This window comes from Streptosporangium sp. NPDC000509, from assembly GCF_042898365.1.
Classification (GTDB): Bacteria; Actinomycetota; Actinomycetes; order Streptosporangiales; family Streptosporangiaceae; genus Streptosporangium.
Genome location: NZ_JBIAYX010000001.1, coordinates 408929 through 428058, shown reverse-complemented (window position 1 = coordinate 428058; position 19130 = coordinate 408929). Strand labels below are relative to the sequence as shown.

Annotated in this window: 16 protein-coding genes and 1 riboswitch; of the genes, 11 read left to right on the top strand and 5 right to left on the bottom strand. The window is 70.0% G+C overall.

The genetic code is table 11. The features are described from left to right. Window positions 1–12 precede the first annotated feature (12 nt). From ACFY3D_RS01610 to rpe, 8 genes are all read left to right on the top strand, one after another. Window positions 13–1671, top strand: a complete 1659-nt coding sequence (locus ACFY3D_RS01610) for a hypothetical protein (protein WP_389973502.1) — start codon at window positions 13–15, stop codon at window positions 1669–1671. A 40-nt stretch (window positions 1672–1711) separates the two neighbouring features. After that, window positions 1712–3088, top strand: coding sequence for a hypothetical protein (locus ACFY3D_RS01605; RefSeq protein WP_389973500.1), 1377 nt, complete (start codon window positions 1712–1714; stop codon window positions 3086–3088). Window positions 3089–3289: 201 nt separating this feature from the next. After that, window positions 3290–3838 carry a peptide deformylase gene (gene def, locus ACFY3D_RS01600; protein WP_389973497.1) on the top strand — a complete coding sequence of 183 codons (549 nt, stop codon included), beginning with the start codon at window positions 3290–3292 and terminating at the stop codon, window positions 3836–3838. A 5-nt stretch (window positions 3839–3843) separates the two neighbouring features. Then, a complete protein-coding gene (gene fmt / locus ACFY3D_RS01595) occupies window positions 3844–4773 on the top strand; it encodes a methionyl-tRNA formyltransferase (RefSeq protein ID WP_350948064.1) in 930 nt (309 codons plus the stop codon). 5 nt (window positions 4774–4778) lie between these two features. Then, entirely contained in the window at window positions 4779–6221 is a 1443-nt protein-coding gene (locus tag ACFY3D_RS01590) for an RsmB/NOP family class I SAM-dependent RNA methyltransferase (protein ID WP_389973494.1), read from the top strand. Window positions 6222–6343: 122 nt separating this feature from the next. After that, a complete protein-coding gene (asnB, locus tag ACFY3D_RS01585) occupies window positions 6344–8212 on the top strand; it encodes an asparagine synthase (glutamine-hydrolyzing) (RefSeq protein ID WP_389973491.1) in 1869 nt (622 codons plus the stop codon). Between the two features lie 96 nt (window positions 8213–8308). Continuing rightward, the gene (locus ACFY3D_RS01580) at window positions 8309–8548 is read left to right on the top strand and encodes a twin-arginine translocase TatA/TatE family subunit (protein WP_350948066.1); all 240 of its coding nucleotides are present in this window, start codon (window positions 8309–8311) and stop codon (window positions 8546–8548) included. A 77-nt stretch (window positions 8549–8625) separates the two neighbouring features. Continuing rightward, window positions 8626–9288, top strand: coding sequence for a ribulose-phosphate 3-epimerase (rpe, locus tag ACFY3D_RS01575; RefSeq protein ID WP_350948067.1), 663 nt, complete (start codon window positions 8626–8628; stop codon window positions 9286–9288). Between the two features lie 216 nt (window positions 9289–9504). On the opposite strand, the gene ACFY3D_RS01570 is transcribed toward rpe, so the two are convergent. The 5 genes from ACFY3D_RS01570 to ACFY3D_RS01550 all read right to left on the bottom strand — a co-directional run bounded on the left by ACFY3D_RS01570 (window position 9505) and on the right by ACFY3D_RS01550 (window position 15487). Beyond that, window positions 9505–10563: an ABC transporter ATP-binding protein gene (locus ACFY3D_RS01570; RefSeq protein WP_389973488.1), complete on the bottom strand. Its 1059-nt coding sequence runs from the start codon at window positions 10561–10563 to the stop codon at window positions 9505–9507. Continuing rightward, window positions 10560–11561 (bottom strand): ABC transporter ATP-binding protein, encoded by a 1002-nt coding sequence (locus ACFY3D_RS01565; protein ID WP_389973485.1) that lies wholly within the window; start codon window positions 11559–11561, stop codon window positions 10560–10562. Before ACFY3D_RS01565 ends, ACFY3D_RS01570 begins: the two co-directional genes overlap by 4 nt. A 14-nt stretch (window positions 11562–11575) precedes the next feature. Further along, window positions 11576–12556, bottom strand: coding sequence for an ABC transporter permease (locus ACFY3D_RS01560; RefSeq protein WP_389973482.1), 981 nt, complete (start codon window positions 12554–12556; stop codon window positions 11576–11578). Window positions 12557–12684: 128 nt separating this feature from the next. After that, window positions 12685–14469: an ABC transporter substrate-binding protein gene (locus ACFY3D_RS01555; RefSeq protein WP_389973479.1), complete on the bottom strand. Its 1785-nt coding sequence runs from the start codon at window positions 14467–14469 to the stop codon at window positions 12685–12687. Between the two features lie 16 nt (window positions 14470–14485). Next, on the bottom strand, window positions 14486–15487 hold the full coding sequence (locus tag ACFY3D_RS01550) for an ABC transporter permease (RefSeq protein WP_350948071.1): 1002 nt from the start codon (window positions 15485–15487) through the stop codon (window positions 14486–14488). 325 nt (window positions 15488–15812) lie between these two features. Between ACFY3D_RS01550 and ACFY3D_RS01545 the strand changes: the two genes are divergently transcribed. From ACFY3D_RS01545 to ACFY3D_RS01535, 3 genes are all read left to right on the top strand, one after another. After that, the gene (locus ACFY3D_RS01545; protein ID WP_389973476.1) at window positions 15813–16628 is read left to right on the top strand and encodes an oxygenase MpaB family protein; all 816 of its coding nucleotides are present in this window, start codon (window positions 15813–15815) and stop codon (window positions 16626–16628) included. A 127-nt stretch (window positions 16629–16755) separates the two neighbouring features. After that, a riboswitch (FMN riboswitch) is annotated at window positions 16756–16884 on the top strand. 382 nt (window positions 16885–17266) lie between these two features. Next, window positions 17267–17911 carry a riboflavin synthase gene (locus ACFY3D_RS01540; RefSeq protein WP_389973474.1) on the top strand — a complete coding sequence of 215 codons (645 nt, stop codon included), beginning with the start codon at window positions 17267–17269 and terminating at the stop codon, window positions 17909–17911. Continuing rightward, a complete protein-coding gene (locus ACFY3D_RS01535) occupies window positions 17908–19122 on the top strand; it encodes a bifunctional 3,4-dihydroxy-2-butanone-4-phosphate synthase/GTP cyclohydrolase II (protein ID WP_389973472.1) in 1215 nt (404 codons plus the stop codon). Before ACFY3D_RS01540 ends, ACFY3D_RS01535 begins: the two co-directional genes overlap by 4 nt. The last annotated feature ends 8 nt before the right edge of the window (window positions 19123–19130 follow it).

Here is a 19130-nt window from a genome sequence, read left to right as displayed (position 1 = left end):
TAATTTTCCCCTGTGTCGATCGAATGGGTGAATCGGGCCGTAGACGACCTGCGCGCGTGGGGGCGTGCGCACAGCCTTGACGTTGACGTGGACGAGGTGCGGCTGCTCTGCGACTACGCGAGTGACTATCTGGACGTGAACGAGCTGGGTGACTTCACCCCTGTCACCTTCGAGGAACTGCTGCTCAACATCTACCCGCGCAAGGTCATCGCCCCCCCGGAGAGCGCCCCCGAGACCGTCGCCGCCGCCCGCACCCTGGTCGACTTCCTGCTCGCCACCGAGGAGATCGGCGGCAAGATGGCCGTCCGGATGAGGACCGTCCTCGACCGGATCGAACCCGAGATGCCCATCGCCCTCGCCGACACCTCCCGGTTCGGCATGGCCAAGAGCCTCTTCAGCGCGATCGGCGCCGACTCGCTGGAGCAGGACGCCGGGAGCGCGATCCTCTCCGTCTCCGCGGTGCGCGAGGAGCCCGCCGTCGAGCACTGCGACTGTCCCGGCTGCTCGCCCCTTCCCCCGGTGCGCCTGGCGCCCCGCGAGACACTCGTCCAGAGCGCCCTGCGGGTGCCGCTGGTCACCGACGCGCGCAGGCTGGTCCAGTGGATGCTCGCCGGAGGCCGCACCCCGACCCTCAAGGGCCGCCTGCGGGTCCGCGACGCCGGCGAGGCGGCCGCCCAGCTCTCGGTGGCCGACCCGGGGCTGCTGTGGGAGCTCGCGGTCCACACCGGCCTGGTCCAGGTCGAGGGCAGCGCGATCTTCGACGGCGAGGACTTCGATCCGCTCGAAATCTGGGCCGCCACGGTCGAGTTCGTCGTCGAGAAGGACACCGGCGGCGCCGTGACGGGCGACGTCTCCCTCGACGAGGAGCTCTACGGCCTGTGCGACATGCTCTACCGCCTCCAGGCGCCCGTGCCGATCCCCCTCGTCAGGGACTATCTGGAGGAGATCGGCCTGGTCGAGGGCGGCGAGATCGACGTTCCCGAGGCCGTCAGGCGACTCGCCTACTGCGGGATGGCCGAGCCGGGTGAGGAACTGCTCGAACTCACCCCGCTGGCCCTGTGGGGACTGCGCGAGCTCTACACCGACCTGGGCGTCGAGGCGCCCGAGGCGGCCGATCTGACCACCGCCGACGCGCCCGAGCTCATCGAGGGGCTGCTTTCCGGAATGCCCGCCGAGATGGCCGAGGCCGACATCGGGGGCTGGCTGGAGAACAGGACCCCGGAGCAGGCGGTCACCGAGTTGTTCGGTTCGGTCTCCGGCGCGCCGTCGGTCGCGAGGGGCATCGCGGTGACGATCGTCGACCGCCTCGGCCCCGACGCGGAAGAGGCGGTGCGCGCCTTCCTTGAGGAGCCCGAGCTGCGCCCGCACGCCATCCACTGGCTGAGTTCGCGCGGCCTGGCGGCTCCCACGCTCACCCAGGAAGAGATGCTCTGGATGAGCGTGGACATGCTCGCCCTGGCCATGCCCGTCGCCGAGGAGGATCCGGAGACGTTCGCCGAGAACATGTCCGCCTCGGGTCCTCCGCCACACGTGATCGAGGAGATGTGGAGGGTCGACCATCCGGAGGTCGTCGACGTCCTTGAGCTGCTCGGACGCTCCCTCAGAGATCACGGAGCGGCCAAGGCTGCCCGCAAGGCGGCTTTCAAGGCGCGTTCCCGCGCCATCGGCTGAGCCGTGTATGCGTGAGGCGCGAGTGCAGTAAGTTTCACGAGTGGCAAAGAGCGGGAACAGTGGGAACGTCTTCGACATCGGCGAACTGCGCAGGCTGGTCGACGAGCTGGGAACGGCACCACGCGAGCTGCGGGCGGCCGTTCTCGAGGAGTCCGTCACCACCACGGGCCGAGGTCGCCCCCCGCGCGGCGACGCGCTGAGCTTTCCCCCGGTCGACCTCGCCGCCGACGAGGAGCTGGCCGCGCACGTCCCGCAGGTGCCGCTGGTGATCGACGCCCAGCGTGTGGCCGTCTGGACCGGCACCCGCCGGGTGACCCCCGAGGGGCTGCTGCCCGACCCGTTCACGCCGTGCGCCGAGCTCGGACTGCCGGGCCCCGCGCGGCTGCACCTGCTCTGGGTGGTCGCCGTCAACACCGGCATGCTCCGCATCGTTCGTGGCGAGGTGACGCCCGGCCCGCTCGTGCTCTCCGCCGACCTGCCGCCCCGGGCGGTGCTGGGATTCTGGGACGGCGTGGTCATGGACGTCCTCGACCGTGCCGACGACGACCTGACCGGTTCCCCGGTGATCGACGACCATCTGGCCGAGATGCTCGCCACGCTGTACGCCGTGCGCGAGGGGCTGTCCACCGCGACCCTGGTGAAGGGCATCCTGCAGTCGCACGAGGTGGCCTGCGGTGCCCGCCAGGCGGAGATGCGGGTGCTGACGGGCGCGCTTCCCGCCCAGCTGGAGTCGGCCCTGTCGCTGCTGAGCTACTGCGGGCTGGTCGAGACCTCGCGGTCAGGGCGGCCGAGACTGACCCCGCTGGGCATGTGGGCCGTCCGCCAGGACCTGATGCGGGAGGGCCACGACGCGCCGACGGGCGCGGAGGTCGCCGTCTTCACCGACCTGGGCGCGGCGGAGCTGGTCGAGGCGATCATGAAGGGTTCCGCCGCGCCCAGCGCCGTCACCGTGTGGCTGGAGTCCCGCCACCCCGAGGCCGCCGCCCGCGAGCTGGTCAAGGTCGCCGCCTCGGGTACGGCCGGCCGCCGTGGCGCGGTGGGCACGATCCTGGAGGAGCTCGGCCCCGAGGCCGAGGCCCCGCTCAGGGAGGCCCTCTCCGAGCCCGCCATGTGGCGCTACGCCGCCTCCTGGCTGCACATCCGCCACCTGCCCGCGCCCGCCCTCACGCCCGCCGACAACACCTGGCTCGCGGTCGACTCGCTCGCCTCGCTGCTCGAGCGCGGCGACGCCTCGGAGGCGATCTGCGAGTTCGACACCCTCGAACCCGGTGAGGACCTGGTCCGGGTGATCGAGGAGATGGCGCTGGTGGACCACCCGGACACCTTCGCCGTCCTGGATCTGCTGGGTTCTCGCCACGGTGACGCGGCGGTGGCCAAGTCCGCCCGCAAGGCGGCGATGAAGGCCCGCTCCCGCTGATCCCGGCACTCCCGGTCCCCGGTGACGGCTCGCCGGGATATGTCCGTGTCCCCGGGGACGGACGTGCCCGGGTGAACGCCCGTCCTTCCGCGGCGACGGCTCGTCCGGCCGGTCCCCGTGCCCGGTCCTGAAGAGGGCCCGGGGAAGGCGGCCGCCGCCCTTAGACTGGGCGACATCCCATGAAGTGTGAGGAGATCCCTGTTGTCCATTCAGCCGATCCGTCTTTTCGGCGATCCGGTGCTGCGCACGCCCGCCGACCCGGTCAAGGACTTCGACAAGGAGCTGCGCAAGCTCGTCAAGGACCTCACCGACACGATGATGGACGCGCCGGGAGCCGGGCTGGCCGCGCCGCAGATCGGGGTCGGCCTGCGGGTCTTCACCTACTACGTGGACGACCAGCTCGGGCATCTGATCAACCCCAACCTCGACCTGTCGAAGGAGATGGACGAGGAGGGCGAGGAGGGCTGCCTGTCGTTCCCCGGCCTGTCCTTCCCCACGCCCAGGTCGATACGGGCCGTGGCGACCGGTTTCAACATGCACGGCGAGCCGGTGACCCTTGAGGGCACCGACCTGATGGCCCGCTGCTTCCAGCATGAGACCGATCACCTGGACGGCGTGCTGTTCATCGACCGGATGGACGCCAAGCAGCGCAAACTCGCGATGAAGGCGATCCGTGAGGCCGACTGGAGCGGGCTGTCGGCCCCCACGTTCAAGTTCTCCCCGCACGCCACCCAAGGGAAGGCTCTGTAGGAACCTTGCGACTGGTCTTCGCCGGAACCCCGGACACCGCCCTGCCCTCGCTGCGGGCACTGATCGACTCGCCTCGCCACGACGTCGTCGCCGTCGTCACGCGCCCGGACGCCCAGTCGGGCAGGGGCCGCAAGGTCCATCCGAGCCCCGTCGCCGAGCTCGCCGAGGAGGCGGGCATCGAGGTGCTCAGGCCGCCCAAGGCGGGCGACCCGGAGTTTCTCGACCGGCTCACCGAGCTCGCCCCCGACTGCTGCCCGGTGGTCGCCTACGGCGCGCTGCTGCCGCAGGCCACCCTGGACATCCCTCGGTACGGCTGGGTCAACCTGCACTTCTCGCTGCTGCCGGCCTGGCGCGGCGCGGCGCCGGTGCAGCACGCCGTGCTCCACGGCGACGAGATCACCGGCGCGGCCACCTTCCGGATCGTCAAGGAGCTGGACGCGGGTCCGGTCTACGGCGTGGTGACCGAGGAGATCCGCCCCACCGACACCAGCGGGGAGCTGCTCGCCCGGCTCGCCGAGTCCGGGGCGGGGCTGCTGGCGGCCACCCTCGACGGGATCGAGGACGGCAAGCTGGAGGCCGTGCCGCAGCCCGCGGAGGGGGTGAGCCTCGCCCCGAAGATCAGCGTCGACGACGCGAGGGTCGACTGGTCCGCGCCCGCGATGCGGGTCGATCGCCTGGTCCGCGCCTGTACCCCCGCCCCGGGCGCGTGGACCGGGTTCCGCGGCGGGCGGATCAAGCTGGGTCCCGTGCGGCCGGTTCCCGACGCCTCCGGCCTGGCCCCCGGCCAGATCGCGGCGTCCAAGAACTCCGTCCTGGTCGGCACCGCCACCTACCCGGTCGAGCTGGGCGAGGTGCAGCCGCAGGGCAAGCGCCTGATGGGCGCGGGGGAGTGGGCCCGCGGCGTGCGGCCCACCGACGAGGATCGGCTGGCCTGAAGATCATGAGCAGTGGTAACGGCCGTAACGTCCCGCGCGGCGGGGGTCACGGCCCGGCGGGCGGTTCACGCGGCGCCGGAGGCAGGGGCAGAGGCGGGCGCCCGCCCAAGCCGGTCCGCGACGAGGCGCGCAACGCGGCGTACGACCTGATGCGCGCCGTCGACGAGCGGGACGCCTACGCCAACCTGCTGATGCCCGCGCTGCTGCGCGAGCGCCGCCTTTCCGGGCGCGACGCGGGCCTGGCCACCGAGCTGGCCTACGGCACCCTGCGCGGCCTCGGCACCTACGACGAGGTCATCGCGGCCTGCAGCGACCGGGCGCCCGAGGACGTCGACCCGCCGCTGCTCGACGCCGTCCGCCTGGGCGTGCACCAGCTGCTCAAAACGCGGGTGCCCCCGCACGCCGCCGTCGGCACCACGGTCGACCTGGTGCGGCTGCGCGTGGGCATCGGCGCGTCGAAGTACGCCAACGCCGTGCTGCGCAAGGTCTCCACCCGCTCCCTGGAGCAGTGGATCCCGATCGTGGCGCCCGACCCGGCCGAGGACCCGGTGGGTCACCTGGCGGTGGCCCACAGCCACCCGAGGTGGATCGTCGACGCCCTGCGCGACGCGGTGGGCGGTGACTTCGACGAGACGGCCGCCCTGCTCGCGGCCGACAACGAGCGTCCGAAGGTGACCCTCGTCGCCCGCCCGGGCCGCTCCTCGGTCGCCGAGTTGCTGGAGGCGGGCGCGGAACCGGCCAGGTACTCCCCGTACGCGGCCTATTTGGCCGAGGGCGATCCCGGTGCGATCCTCGCCGTGGCCGAGTCGCGCGCGGCCGTGCAGGACGAGGCGAGCCAGCTCGTCGCGCTCGCCCTGACGCGGGTCCCGCTGGAGGGCTCCGACTCCCGCTGGCTCGACCTGTGCGCGGGTCCCGGTGGCAAGGCGGGCCTGCTCGACGCCCTCGCGACCCAGCGGGGCGAGGCGCGCCTGCTCGCCGCCGAGCTGCAGTACCACCGGGCGCGGCTGGTGTGGCAGACGACCCGGCAGGCCGCGGTGATCACCGCGGACGGCACCGCGCCGGCCTGGCGGCCGGGGGTCTTCGACCGGGTCATGCTCGACGCCCCCTGCACCGGCTTGGGCGCGCTGCGCCGCCGTCCCGAGGCCCGCTGGCGCCGCGATCCCCGGAGCCTTCCCGAGCTGGGCAGGATCCAGCGCGCCCTGCTCGACTCGGCGATCGACGCGGTACGTCCCGGTGGCGTCGTCGCGTACGTGACCTGTTCGCCGCACCTGGCGGAGACCGTCGCGGTGGTCGGCGACGTCCTGGGGCGCCGCGACGACGTCGAGGCGCTGGACGCCCGCGACCCGCTTCCCGAGGTCGAGGGGCTGGGCGAGGGGCCGTACGCGCGGTTCTGGCCGCACCGGCACGGCACCGACGCGATGTTCCTCGCCCTGCTGCGCCGCCGCTGAGCGAACGCCGCCCTCCTGGCGAAGGAGGGCGGATGAGGTCATCGCCGCAGGTCAGAGGACATTATTTGGGCATATATCGACACTGTGGGCTGTTCGCCTGAATGTAACTGCTTCCGAGCAGGATGCGGGGTGTCGAAATGTGTGGAATCTGCGGATGGGTGGACTTCGAGCGCGATCTTCGACAGTTACGGGACATCGCGCAGGCGATGACCGACACCATGGCCTGCCGCGGACCCGACGACGAGGGGCTGTGGCTCGCCCCGCACGCCGCGATGGGCCATCGGCGTCTGGCCGTGATCGACATCGAGGGCGGGCGTCAGCCGATGATCGCCGATGAGGACGGGCAGACACTCGCCGTCCTCACCTACAGCGGCGAGATCTACAACTTCGTCGAGCTGCGCGCGGAACTGATCGCCGACGGGCACCGTTTTTCGACCCGGAGCGACACCGAGGTCCTCCTGCGGGCCTACCTCGAATGGGGTGAGGGCTTCGCCGAACGGCTGAACGGCATGTTCGCCTTCGCGATCTGGGACGTCCGCCGCGAGGAGCTGCTGCTCGTCCGGGACAGGATGGGCATCAAGCCGCTGTACTACCACCCGCTCCCGAACGGCGTGCTGTTCGGCTCCGAGCCCAAGGCGATCCTGGCCAACCCCCTGATCGGGACGCCCGCCGTCGACGCCGACGGCCTGCGCGAGCTGATCGCCTTCGTGAAGAACCCGGAACACGCCGTCTACCGGGGCATGTACGAGGTGCGCCCCGGCCACACCGTCCGGGTGACCCGCGACTTCCTGTGCCGGCGCCCCTACTGGCACCTGGAGGCCCACGAGCACCCCGACGACCTCACCACCACCGTCGGGACCGTGCGCGAACTGCTGAACGACATCGTCACCCGGCAGCTCATCTCCGACGTGCCGCTGTGCACCCTGCTCTCCGGGGGCCTCGACTCCAGCACCATCACGGCGCTCGCCGCGCTCGGGCTGGAGGGGCAGGGAGGAGGGAAGATCAGGTCGTTCTCCGTCGACTTCACCGGATACAGCGAGAACTTCACGCCCGACGAGATGCGTGACACCCCTGACACACCGTACGTGCACGACGTCGTACGGCACATCGGCTCCGAGCACGCCGACATCGTCCTGGACTCCGCCGATCTCATGGACCCCGCGGTGCGCGCCGCGGTCCTGAGGGCGCGTGACCTGCCGATCGGCATCGGGGACATGGACACCTCCCTCCACCTGCTGTTCCGCGCCATCCGGGGCCACTCCACGGTGGCGCTGTCGGGCGAGTCCGCCGACGAGGTCTTCGGCGGCTACCGGTGGTTCTTCGACCCCGAGGCGGTCTTCGCCGACACCTTCCCGTGGCTGGCGTCCCCGGGGTTCGGACGGTTCGCGGGGGTGGGGGCGCTCCTCGACGAGGACCTGATGCGCAAGCTGGACATCCCCGGCTACCGCGCCGACAGCTACCGGCGGGCGCTCGACGAGGTGCCCCGGCTACCGGGCGAGGAGGGCCTGGAGCGGCGCATGCGGGAGATCTCCTACCTGCACCTCACCCGGTTCGTGCAGATCCTGCTGGACCGCAAGGACCGGATGAGCATGGCCGTCGGGCTGGAGGTCCGGGTGCCGTTCTGCGACCACCGGTTGGTGGAGTACGTCTTCAACGCCCCCTGGGCGATGAAGACGTTCGACGGGCAGGAGAAGAGCCTGCTGCGTGCCGCCGCCGCGGACGTCCTGCCGCCCTCGGTCGTCGGACGCCGCAAGAGCCCCTACCCCTCGACGCAGGACCCCGCCTACGAGCAGGCCGTCCGCGCGGCGGCGGCCCGGTTGCTCGGCGGCGGTCACTTCGCCGCCGCGCCGTTCGTCGACAGGGAGAAGGTACGGGCCGTGATCGACCGGCCGGAAGCGGGCGGCGGCCCCGGGGGAGGCCGGGCGTCGCTGGAGGGACTCCTCCAGTTCAACGCCTGGCTGGAGAGATACCGCGTCCGGGTCGACATCTGACCCGCCCGGACCGTCGACCGTCGGCGGCAAGGCGGCGCATCCCGTCCTCCGGCAGGCTCCGGAGACGGGGACGCCCGATCGGAAGGAGGTCGTCCCATGGCCGATCTGGGACTGCCCGAACTGCTCATCATCGCGGCGGTGTTCGTGCTGCTGTTCGGCTCCGCGAGACTGCCCGACGCCGCCAGGTCGGTGGGCCGCTCCCTGCGCGTCTTCAAGAGCGAGCTGAACAGGCCGGACGACCTCCCGCCTCCTCCTGGTGCGGGCGGCGGGCCGGGCGACCTGCCGCCGGCCTCCGGCGGGAGCGGCGAGAACGGGGGACCGGGCGACAGGCGGTAGCCCCTCGGCCGTGCGGTCCTGGGCGTCGCGGACCCGAGCCGGACGGAGGAGGGGCCCGCCGCTAGAATCGGCCAATCATGGCCGTACAGATCTCGCCCAGCATCCTGTCCGCCGACTTCGCCCGCCTCGCCGAGGCGGCCGCGGCGGTCCCCAACGCCGACTGGCTGCACGTGGACGTCATGGACAACCACTTCGTGCCCAACCTCACCCTCGGGCTGCCGGTCGTCGAGTCACTGCTCAAGGCGACCTCGACGCCACTCGACTGCCATCTCATGATCGAAGACCCGGATCGCTGGGCACCCGGCTACGCCGAGGCCGGTGCCGGGAGCGTGACCATCCACGTGGAGGCGGCCAAGGCCCCGGTGCGCACGCTGCGCCAGATCCGCCAGGCGGGCGCCCGCGCGGGCCTGGCGCTGAACCCGGCCACCCCCGTCGAGCCGTACGAGGACCTGCTCGGCGAGATCGACATGCTGCTGGTGATGACCGTCGATCCCGGTTTCGGCGGGCAGAGGTTCCTCGACATCGTGCTGCCCAAGATCCGCAGGGCCCGCGAGCTCATCGGCCGGCACGGCGGGCAGGTCTGGCTCCAGGTGGACGGCGGCGTCTCCGACACGACGATCGAGCGCTGCGCGGAGGCGGGCGCCGACGTCTTCGTGGCGGGCAACGCCGTCTACGGCGCGGAGGACCCGGCCCGCGCGGTCGACGGCCTGCGCGCCCTCGCCACCTCCGCCGAGTCGTGAGCGGTCGGCCGCCGAGCCGCTGACCGCCGGATCACCGGGCGCTGGACCGCCGGCCGTCGATTCACCCGCGGGCGGCCGTTGAGCCGCCGAGCCGACGGCACCGGCCGCCGAGGTGGCGGCCGGTGCCGGAAAACGGCGAGGATCGGGGGAAACGCCGCCATCGGACCGTCGGGCCCGCGACTGCGGGCCAGGCGTCCCGGGGGAGACGCGGGACCGTCAGGTCTGCAGCGCCGGGTCCAACACCACGTCCTCGCCGTGCACGGTCGGCTCCTCGGGGAAGTGGCAGGCTGTCAGGTGACCTTCCCTGTTGCCCTCCAGCCTGAGCAGCGGGGGCTCCTCGGTCGCGCACTTGTCCTGGGCCTTCCAGCAGCGGGTGCGGAAGCGGCAGCCGGACGGCGGGTTGATCGGGGAGGGCACGTCTCCGGCCAGGCGGATGCGCTCGCGCGGCGCCTCGTCCTCCAGCACCTCGGGCACCGCCGACAGCAGCGCGTGCGTGTAGGGGTGACGGGGGCGCTCGTACAGGGAGGCACGGTCGGCGACCTCGACGATCTTGCCGAGATACATGACCGCGACCCGCTGGGAGAAGTGCCGCACGATCGCCAGGTCGTGCGCGATGAACAGGAACGCGATGCCCAGGTCCCGCTGAAGCTGCTGGAGCAGGTTGACGACCTGCGCCTGGATGGAGACGTCGAGGGCGGAGACCGGCTCGTCCGCGATGATCAGCTTGGGATTGAGGGAGAGCGCGCGGGCCACCCCGATGCGCTGCCGCTGGCCGCCGGAGAACTCGTGCGGGAAGCGGTTGAAGTGCTCGGGGTTGAGCCCGACGATCTCCAGGAGCTCCCGGACCCGCTTCTCCCTGCCGCCGGGGGGGTTGATGCCGTTGATCTCCATCGGGCCGCCGATGATGCTGCCCACCGTGTGCCGGGGGTTCAGCGACGAGTACGGGTCCTGGAAGATCATCTGGATTTCGGCCCGGATCGGCTTCAGTTCCTTGCGCGTGGCGTGACCGATCTCCCGCCCGGCGTACCTGATGCTGCCCGCCGTGGGCTCCAGCAGCCGGGAGGCCAGCCGCCCGGCGGTGGACTTGCCGCAGCCGGACTCGCCGACCAGGCCGAGCGTCTCACCGGCGTGCACCGTCAGGTCGATGCCGTCCACCGCGTGGACCTTGCCCACCTGGCGTTTGAAGATGAGACCGCCCATCACCGGGAAGTGCTTCTTCAGGCCGGACAGCTCCAGCAGCGCCTCGCCGCGGGGTTCACCGGTTGTCTCGCTCACTTTTTGATCTCCCTCTTCTGGGCGAGGGTCAGGTAGCACGCGTCGCCGTGGCCGCGGTGCGGGGACAGTTCCGGCCGCTCGGAGCGGCACAGCTCGGGACCGGCCAGCTCCATGTAGTCGCACCGGGGGTGGAAGGGGCAACCGGGCGGAACGTTGATCAGGCTCGGCGGGGTGCCGCGGACCGGCCGCAGCGGCACGTCCACGGAGGCGCTCAGGCGGGGCATGGAGGCGAGCAGGCCCCAGGTGTAGGGGTGCCGGGGCTCGCGGAGGACCTCCCGCACGGTCCCGCGCTCCACCGCCCGCCCGGCGTACATCACCAGCACGTCGTGCGCGGTGTTGGCGACCACGCCGAGGTCGTGGGTGATCAGGATGATCGAGGCGCCCGTCTGGTCCTGGAGCTCCTTGAGCAGGTCCAGGATCTGGGCCTGCACGGTCACGTCCAGGGCGGTGGTGGGCTCGTCGGCGATCAGCAGGTCCGGGTCGCACACCAGGGCCATCGCGATCATCGCGCGCTGCCGCATGCCGCCGGAGAACTGGTGGGGATAGTCGTCCACCCTGGTCTTCGGCTGGGGGATGCCGACCCGGGTCAGCATCTCGATCGCGCGGTCCCTCGCCTCGGCGCGGCTCGCGCCGGTGTGCTTGCGGTAGACCTCGGAGATCTGCCTGCCGATGGTGTGGTACGGGGAGAGCGAGGTCAGCGGGTCCTGGAAGATCATCGCGACCTTGTTGCCGCGCAGCTTCTCCATGGTGGAGTTGGAGGCGCCGATCAGCTCATCGCCGTCCAGCCGGATCTCTCCACTGATCTTGGTGGTCTCCGGGTTGTGCAGGCCGAGCACGGTCAGGTTGGTCACCGACTTGCCGGAGCCGGACTCGCCGACGACACCCAGGGTGGTGCCCTTCTCGACGTCGAACGAGAGCCCGTCCACCGCGTGGACGACGCCGTCCTCGGTGTGGAAGTCGACGGTCAGGTCACGGACCGAGAGGAAGGGAGTTGACACTTTTTTCAGAACTCCTAGCTCAGCCGGACGCGAGGGTCGATGAAGGCGTAGAGGACGTCGACGACGATGTTGAAGAAGACGATCGCGGCGGCCGCCACGAGCACCGTGCCCATCAGCATGGGCAGGTCGGAGGTGTCGACGGCCTTGATGGAGAGCCGCCCGAGCCCCTGCAGACCGAAGGTGGTCTCGGTGATGATCGCGCCGCCGATCAGCGTGCCGAGGTCCACGCCGAAGATCGTGATGATGGGGGTGAGAGTGCCGCGCAGGGCGAATCTCAGCACCACGCTCCTCCCGGACATGCCTTTGGCCCGCGCGGTGCGGACGTAGTCCTCGCTGAGCTGTTCCACCATCGTCGAGCGCGTCATACGGGTGTAGTTGGCGGTGAAGATGATCGCCAGCACCACCCAGGGCAGCGCGAGCCCGCTCGCCCAGGCGACGGGGTTCTCGGTGAACGACAGGTACTGGGGTCGCTGGAGGATCTGGTTCTTGTAGACGAGGAAGTAGAGCGCGAGCGTGCCGATGAAGTAGATCTGCACGGAGGCGCCGATGAGGGAGGCCACGCTGGCGATCTTGTCCAGCGGCTTGCCCTGGCGCAGGGCCGCGACGATGCCGGTCGCCATGCCGAAGAGCAGGAAGACGATCGCCGCACCGATGGTGAGGGAGACGGTGACCGGCAACCGGTCCAGGATCGTCTCGAACACCGGCTCGCGGTTGACGAACGAGTAGCCGAGGCAGGGGGCCGGGCAGTGGCCCAGGCTTTCGTAGTCGCGGCCGACGAAGATGCCGGCCAGCCAGGCCACGAACTGGGCGAACAGGGGCTGGTCCAGTCCCAGGTTGTGCCGCGCCTGCTCCAGGAGCTCGGGCGGGCAGACCTTGCCGCAGGCGAGCCTCGCCGGGTCGGCGGGCACGGCGAAGAAGAGGAAGAACGTGACCGCGGAGATGATCAGAAGCGTGACCGCGGCGCCGAGCGTGCGGCGAGTGATGAATGGAAGCATTGCCTGTTTCCCGAGGTGGCTGGGGCCGCTGCTGGGGCCTGACGGCCCCTTGGCCGTGGCCTCGCGGGAGGAGGTGTCGCCCTCCCGCGAGGCCACGGCCGCCGGTGTCTCCTAAGGCTTCGTGGGCGTTACGGCTTCACGAAGATTCTGTTCGGCTGGACGACCCACGACTGCGGGTCGATCTCCGCGCCGCCGATCTTGGAGCCGTGCAGGGTGTTGGCGATCCGGTTCTCGGCGACCACGAGCGGGGTGATCGTCTCCTGGATCTTCTTGTCCAGGTCCATCCACGCCTTGTTCTGGGCGTCGATGTCGGTCATCGCGGTGATCTCGTCCATCTCCTTGGTGAGCGCCTCGTCCTTCAGGTGCGAGTAGTTCGGCGCACCGTCGGCGATCGGGCCGAAGATGACGGGCATGACCGTCGAGCCGGACGGCCAGTCGGCGCCCCAGCCACCCCAGTACATGTCGAACTCGTTCTTCACCAGGCCGATGGAGTCGTAGTAGGTCTTGCGGTCCAGCGGCTTGGCGACGACCTTGATGCCGGTCTTCTCCAGGGCGCTCTTGATCACGACCATGATCTGTTCCTGGACCGGCGTCTGGTTGTGGGCGAAGACGATGGTCGGCGTCGGGTTGCTCGACTCGGCCAGCAGCTGCTTGGCCTTCTCGATGTCACCCTCGGGCTTGGCCTCCTTGCCGAACAGGTCGTAGGGCTGGTAGCCGACCGTGGTGTTCTCGTTGAGGATGGTGGTCGGCAGCGCGGCCGCCTGCGGGCCACCGTAGACCTGCTGGATCTGCTTGGACGGCCACGCGTAGTTGATGGCCTGGCGGATCTTCTGGTCCTTCACCCGGTCAAGGTTGAAGTAGTAGTAGTTCCCGTACGGGGAGGGGCTCTTCATCAGGCGCGGGGCCAGGCTGGCGTCGCCGAGCACCTGCTGCAGACGCTCCGGCGGGACCGTCGCGTAGAAGGTGAAGGCGGTCTGGTCCGGGCCCGTGTCCGCGATCAGGCGGTCGGTGATCTGCAGGTTCTCCTGGCCGAACTCCAGGCGCCACTTGTCGGGGTAGGCGCCGCGGATCGGGTCGGTGGCCGGGTCCCAGTTCGGGTTGCGCTCAAGGTCGATGGACTTGTCGACCACGTGGTTCTTGATGATGTACGGGCCGCTGGAGACGGGGGCCTTGTCGTACTTCTCCTTGGTGTCCTTCTCCTTGGGGACGATGCCGTAGCCGCCCATGGCGAAGGCGTAGTTGGCGTCGGCGTGCGGCGTCTTGAACTTGTAGACGATCGTCTTGTCGTCCGGCGTCTCGATGCTGTCGAGGCGCTTGCCGTCGTAGGGCCCCTGGTAGGCCTTCTTGTGGTCGACCTCGGTGAGCCACTGCTGGATGTAGGTCGGGCCCTGGGTGACGAAGGGGGCGAACGTCCGCTCCATGCTCCACTTCACGTCCTCGGACGTGATGGGCGTGCCGTCCTCCCACTTCACCCCGTCCTTGAGGGTGAAGGTCCAGGTCTTTCCGCCGTCGGAGGGGGTGCCGGTGTCGGTGGCGAGGTCGCCGACCAGCTTGTACTCGCTCTTGTCGGTGCGCTTGTAGCCGGTGAGGGTACGCGCGATCAGGAGGGAGAAGTTCGTCTCGGTGTTGACGTAGAGCTGGGCAGGGTCCAGGTGGGAGAAGTCGTCCCGGTCGATCATCGTGACGGTGCCGCCCTTGACGACACCCTCCGGCTCGATGGCGGGACCCTTGGAGTCCTCCGCGGTGCCGACCGTGATCGTCGGCGGCTTGAAGGGCTCCGCGGCGGGGGCGGACGCGCCGGCGGAACCGCTGGGAGCGGCGGGGGCGCCCTGGTTGCCCTCGGCGCACGCGCTGGTGAGTGCGAGCGCGCCTATGGCGAGTACGGCCATCGCTGACCGCGTACGGACTTTCATCTCTCTCCTATCGGGTCTAACGCTTGAGCTTTGGATCGAAGGCGTCGCGGACCGAGTCACCGAGAAGGTTGAAGGCGATCACGAAGATGAGCAGAGCCGCGCCGGGGAAGATGAGGTAGGTGATGTCGTTCTGGTAGACCTCGGTGCCCCGCAGGAACATCCGGCCCCAGTCGGGGATGGGCTCGATCATGCCGACGCCCAGGAAGGACAGGGCCGCCTCGGCGGTCACCATCGCGGGCAGCAGCAGGGTCGACTGGATCAGGATCGGTGTCCACAGGTTGGGCAGCAGCTCCTTGAAGATGATCCGCGCGGGGGAGGCGCCGGTCACCTTGGCGGCCTCGACGAACTCCCGCTCGCGCATGGAGAGCACCTGGCCGCGCAGCAGCCGGGCGATGCCGGCCCAGCCGAAGGCCGTCAACAGGGTGATGAGCGTCACCGCGCGCAGCCAGACCGGCGTCTCCTCCGAGGGGTCGACGAAGAGGTTCTCCACCACCGGCATGAACGCGATGATGAACAGGGTCGAGGGGAACGAGAGGACGATGTCGATCAGGCGGCCGATGAAGTAGTCGGTCCTGCCCCCGATGTACCCGGCGACGATGCCCATCACGATGCCGATCATCGAGATGAGCAGCGTCGCGGCCATCGCGATCATCAGTGAGGTCCTGATGCCGTAGACGAGCTGCATGAACACGTCACGGCCCAGGCCGGGCTCGACGCCGAACCAGAAGTCCGAGCTCATGCCGCCGTTGGGCAGCACCGGGTAGCCGAAGTCGTTCAGCAGCCCGGGGGTGTCCTGGCCGTAGAGGGTGTAGGGGTCCTTTCCGTAGAGCCAGGAGATGACCGGCGCGAGGATCGCGACGAGGAAGAAGAAGATCACCACGAGGGCCGAGGCGATTCCGGTGGGGTCGCGACGGAAGCGCAGCCACATCAACTGGCCGGGGGAACGGCCCACCGTCTCCGTTGCCTTCACCGAGAGGGGGTCCTCGGTGGTGGACGCGGCTGGTGCAGGGATGGTCATCGTGCGGGCGCTCCCAACGAGCATGGTTGAGCCTGATCCTTGGAACCATCGCAAAGCAGTGAAGGTCAAATCAATGGTCTGCTCCTTACTCATTTTATCGTTGTGTAATTTCCATCTGTTCGTAGCGTCAATTCCGTTGACGTGACGGGGGGGTGGAGTGAAAGAATCGACGCACATAAATGGTGGTTTTCACGGATCTGTGACACTTTGATGACCTGGTCGTGACACCCCTGCCTGGATCTCGTCTCGCTTGTGTCGCAGATTCGGGACATATGGGTTTAGACCCCTCCTGTAACGTCGTCAGTACGTGTGAGGGAGGCGACGCATGGATCACGGCCTGTTCGGACCGGAGTCGGTGACCTGGAAGGTGATGGGCGAGCGGATCCTGCTCGTCGCGGGTTTCCGCGCGTTACTCATGCAGGGGCTGCACCCCCGGGCGATGCGCGGGGTCGCGCAGAACTCCGCGCTCATGGACCCGGCCGAGGCGTGGTCCCGCTTCGTGCGCACCACCGAGTTCGTCCGGGTCCGCGTTTACGGCACGACCGCCGAGGTCGCCCGGGCGGGAGCCAGGGTTCGGAAGATCCACGCCGGCCTCACCGCCCTCGACCTCGACACCGGCGAGCGGTTCCGCCTCGACGACCCCGACGCGCTGCTCTGGGTCCACGTCGGCGAGGTCGACTCCTACCTCTCGGTCGCCCGGCGCGCGGGAGTGCGCCTGACCGACGAGGAGGCCGACAGGTTCGTCGCCGAGTGGCGGCGGGTGGCCGAGGTGGTCGGACTTCGTCCCGAGAACGTGCCCGGCTCGGTCGGCGAGATGGACGACTACATCCGGGCCAGCCGCCCCGGCCTCTACTTCGTCCCCGAGGTGGCCCACCCGCTCCTGCGGTCGCTCAACGCGCCGCTCCCGGCGCGCCTGACCGCTCTCAAGCCGATGTTCCCCCTCATCACCGGGCTCGCCTTCGCGACCCTGCCGCGCTGGGCCCGCAGGCTGTACGGCCTGCCCGCCACCCCGCTGGGCGATCTGTGGGCGACGGCCTCCCTGCGGGCCCTGCACGCCGGGATCGGCCTGGTGCCCGAGCAGGTGCGCTACTCCCCGGACGCGCTGAAGGCGCGGAAGGCGGTCGCCGAGCGCGCGGCGTAACCCGACCAAGTGCTCGCTTGTTCCACATGATGGAAGAGCGTGTCGTCCGGTTTTCCGGACATGGCACACTGGTGGGGGAGGGTGAGCCGTCCGCGGCGTGCCCTTCGATCGAACGAGAAAAGCAGAGCAGCGTGCTCCGGGGTCGGTGAAATTCCGAGCCGGCGGTTACAGTCCGCGACCCGGTCGAAGCCATCGACCGGTTGACCTGGTGAAACTCCAGGACCGACGGTTAAAGTCCGGATGGGAGGAGGCGCGCGGGTGAAGGAGTGTCTTCGGGCACCCTTCACCGATCGGGTGTACGCATCCGTTGATCCCCCGGGGCCCGCCGTGGCGAAAAGCTACTGGCGAGTAGGAGACCTCGGGTGACTGATCCGGCGCGGACGCGCCAGGCGGTCGGATGTGCCCCTCGCGGGCGCGGCGCCGTCGGCCCCCACCATTTCCCGCATTCCTTGCATTTCCCGCCCGGCCGTTCACGGTCCGGGCACATCGGCATTTCCCCCTTCCCGAGCTTCCCGAGCGCGCCCCGCCTTCCTGGGACACGCTCTGTCGGTCTTCTGCCCCCCGGCCCGCGTCCTTGGGCGTCCCGGACGCCTCTCCCGAGCCCGGCCGTCCGGGCGGTCCCCCGCAAGGAGTTGTGAATGTTCACCGGAATCATCGAAGAACTGGGAGAGATCGCCGGAATCGAGCCGCTGACCGACGCGGCCAGGCTCTCGATCCGCGGTAAAACGGTCACCTCGGACGCCGGGCACGGCGACTCGATCGCCGTCAACGGCGTCTGCCTGACCGTGGTGGACGTCGCGGGCGAGGTGTTCACCGCCGACGTGATGAAGGAGACCCTCGACCGCAGCTCCCTCGGCGCGCTGAGACCCGGCTCCCCGGTCAACCTGGAGCGCGCCGTCCGCGCCGACCAGCGACTGGGCGGCCACATCGTCCAGGGCCACGTGGACGGGACGGGCGTCCTGCTGTCGCGGGAGCCCGCCGAGCACTGGGAGGTCGTCCACATCTCCCTGCCGCCCGAGCTCGACCGCTACGTGGTCGAGAAGGGCTCGATCGCCGTCGACGGTGTCAGCCTCACCGTGATGGGCGTCGGCTCCGGAGGCTTCGCCGTCAGCCTGATCCCCACCACCCTGAGCCTCACCACCCTGGGCGCGAAGCGGCCGGGAGACCCGGTGAACCTCGAGGTCGATGTGATCGCCAAGCACGTGGAGAAGCTCGTCGGGGCGTACGTCCCGGCCGGTGAATCCGTCCGGAGCGCCGTGCCCGCCCCCGAGGAGGCCCCGTGATCAAGCTGGATCCGATCGAGCGCGCGATCACCGACATCCGCGAGGGCAAGGCCGTCGTGGTCGTCGACGACGAGAACCGCGAGAACGAGGGCGACATCATCTTCGCCGCCTCCAGGGCCACCCCGGCGCTGCTCGCCTTCACCATCCGGCACAGCAGCGGCGTGGTCTGCGTGCCGATGCGCGGCGAGGACCTCGACAGGCTCGGCCTGCCGCTGATGGTCTACGACAACAAGGAGCGCCTGCGCACCGCGTACACGATCAGCGTGGACGCCAGGGACGGGGTGAGCACCGGCATCTCCGCCGCCGACAGGGCTCGCACGATCCGCGCGCTGGCCGACTCGGCGACCGAGCCGGCCGAGTTGGTGCGGCCCGGACACGTCTTCCCGCTCCGCTACCGGGAGGGCGGCGTCCTGGCCAGGCGCGGCCACACCGAGGCGTCGGTGGACCTGGCCAGGCTCGCCGGGCTGAGCGAGGCGGGCGTGCTCGCCGAGGTCGTCAACGACGACGGCACCATGATGCGGCTGCCGCAGCTGCGCGACTTCTGCGACGAGCACGATCTGGCGCTCGTCTCGATCGAGCAGCTGGTGGAGTTCAGACGCCGCACCGAGCGGATGGTGACCAGGGTCGCCGAGACGCGGCTGCCGAACAGGTACGGCGAGTGGCGGGCCTACGGCTTCGCGAGCTCGCTGGACGGCGGAGAGCACCTCGCCCTCGTTCTCGGCGACATCGAGGACGGCGAGAACGTCATGGTCAGGGCGCACTCCGAATGCCTGACCGGCGACGTGCTCGGGTCGCTGCGGTGCGACTGCGGGGTGCAGCTCGACCACGCCATGTCGCGGATCGCCGCCGAGGGCAGAGGGGTGGTCGTCTACCTGCGCGGGCACGAGGGGCGCGGCATCGGGCTGCTGGCCAAGCTCAGGGCGTACGGCCTCCAGGACGCCGGCAGCGACACCGTCGACGCCAACCTGGAGCTCGGTCTGCCCGTGGACGCGCGGGAGTTCTCCAACGCCGGGCAGATCCTCGCCGATCTCGGGGTGAAGTCGATCCGGCTGCTGACCAACAACCCGGCCAAGCTGCGCGGCATGGACGGCTACGGCATCAAGGTGCTCGGACGCGAGCCCATGCCGGTGGCGATGAACCCGCACAACGAGAAATACCTGTCGGCCAAGCGCGACCGCCTCGGCCACGAGATTCCCAGGGAGGGCGCATGAGTGAGCGA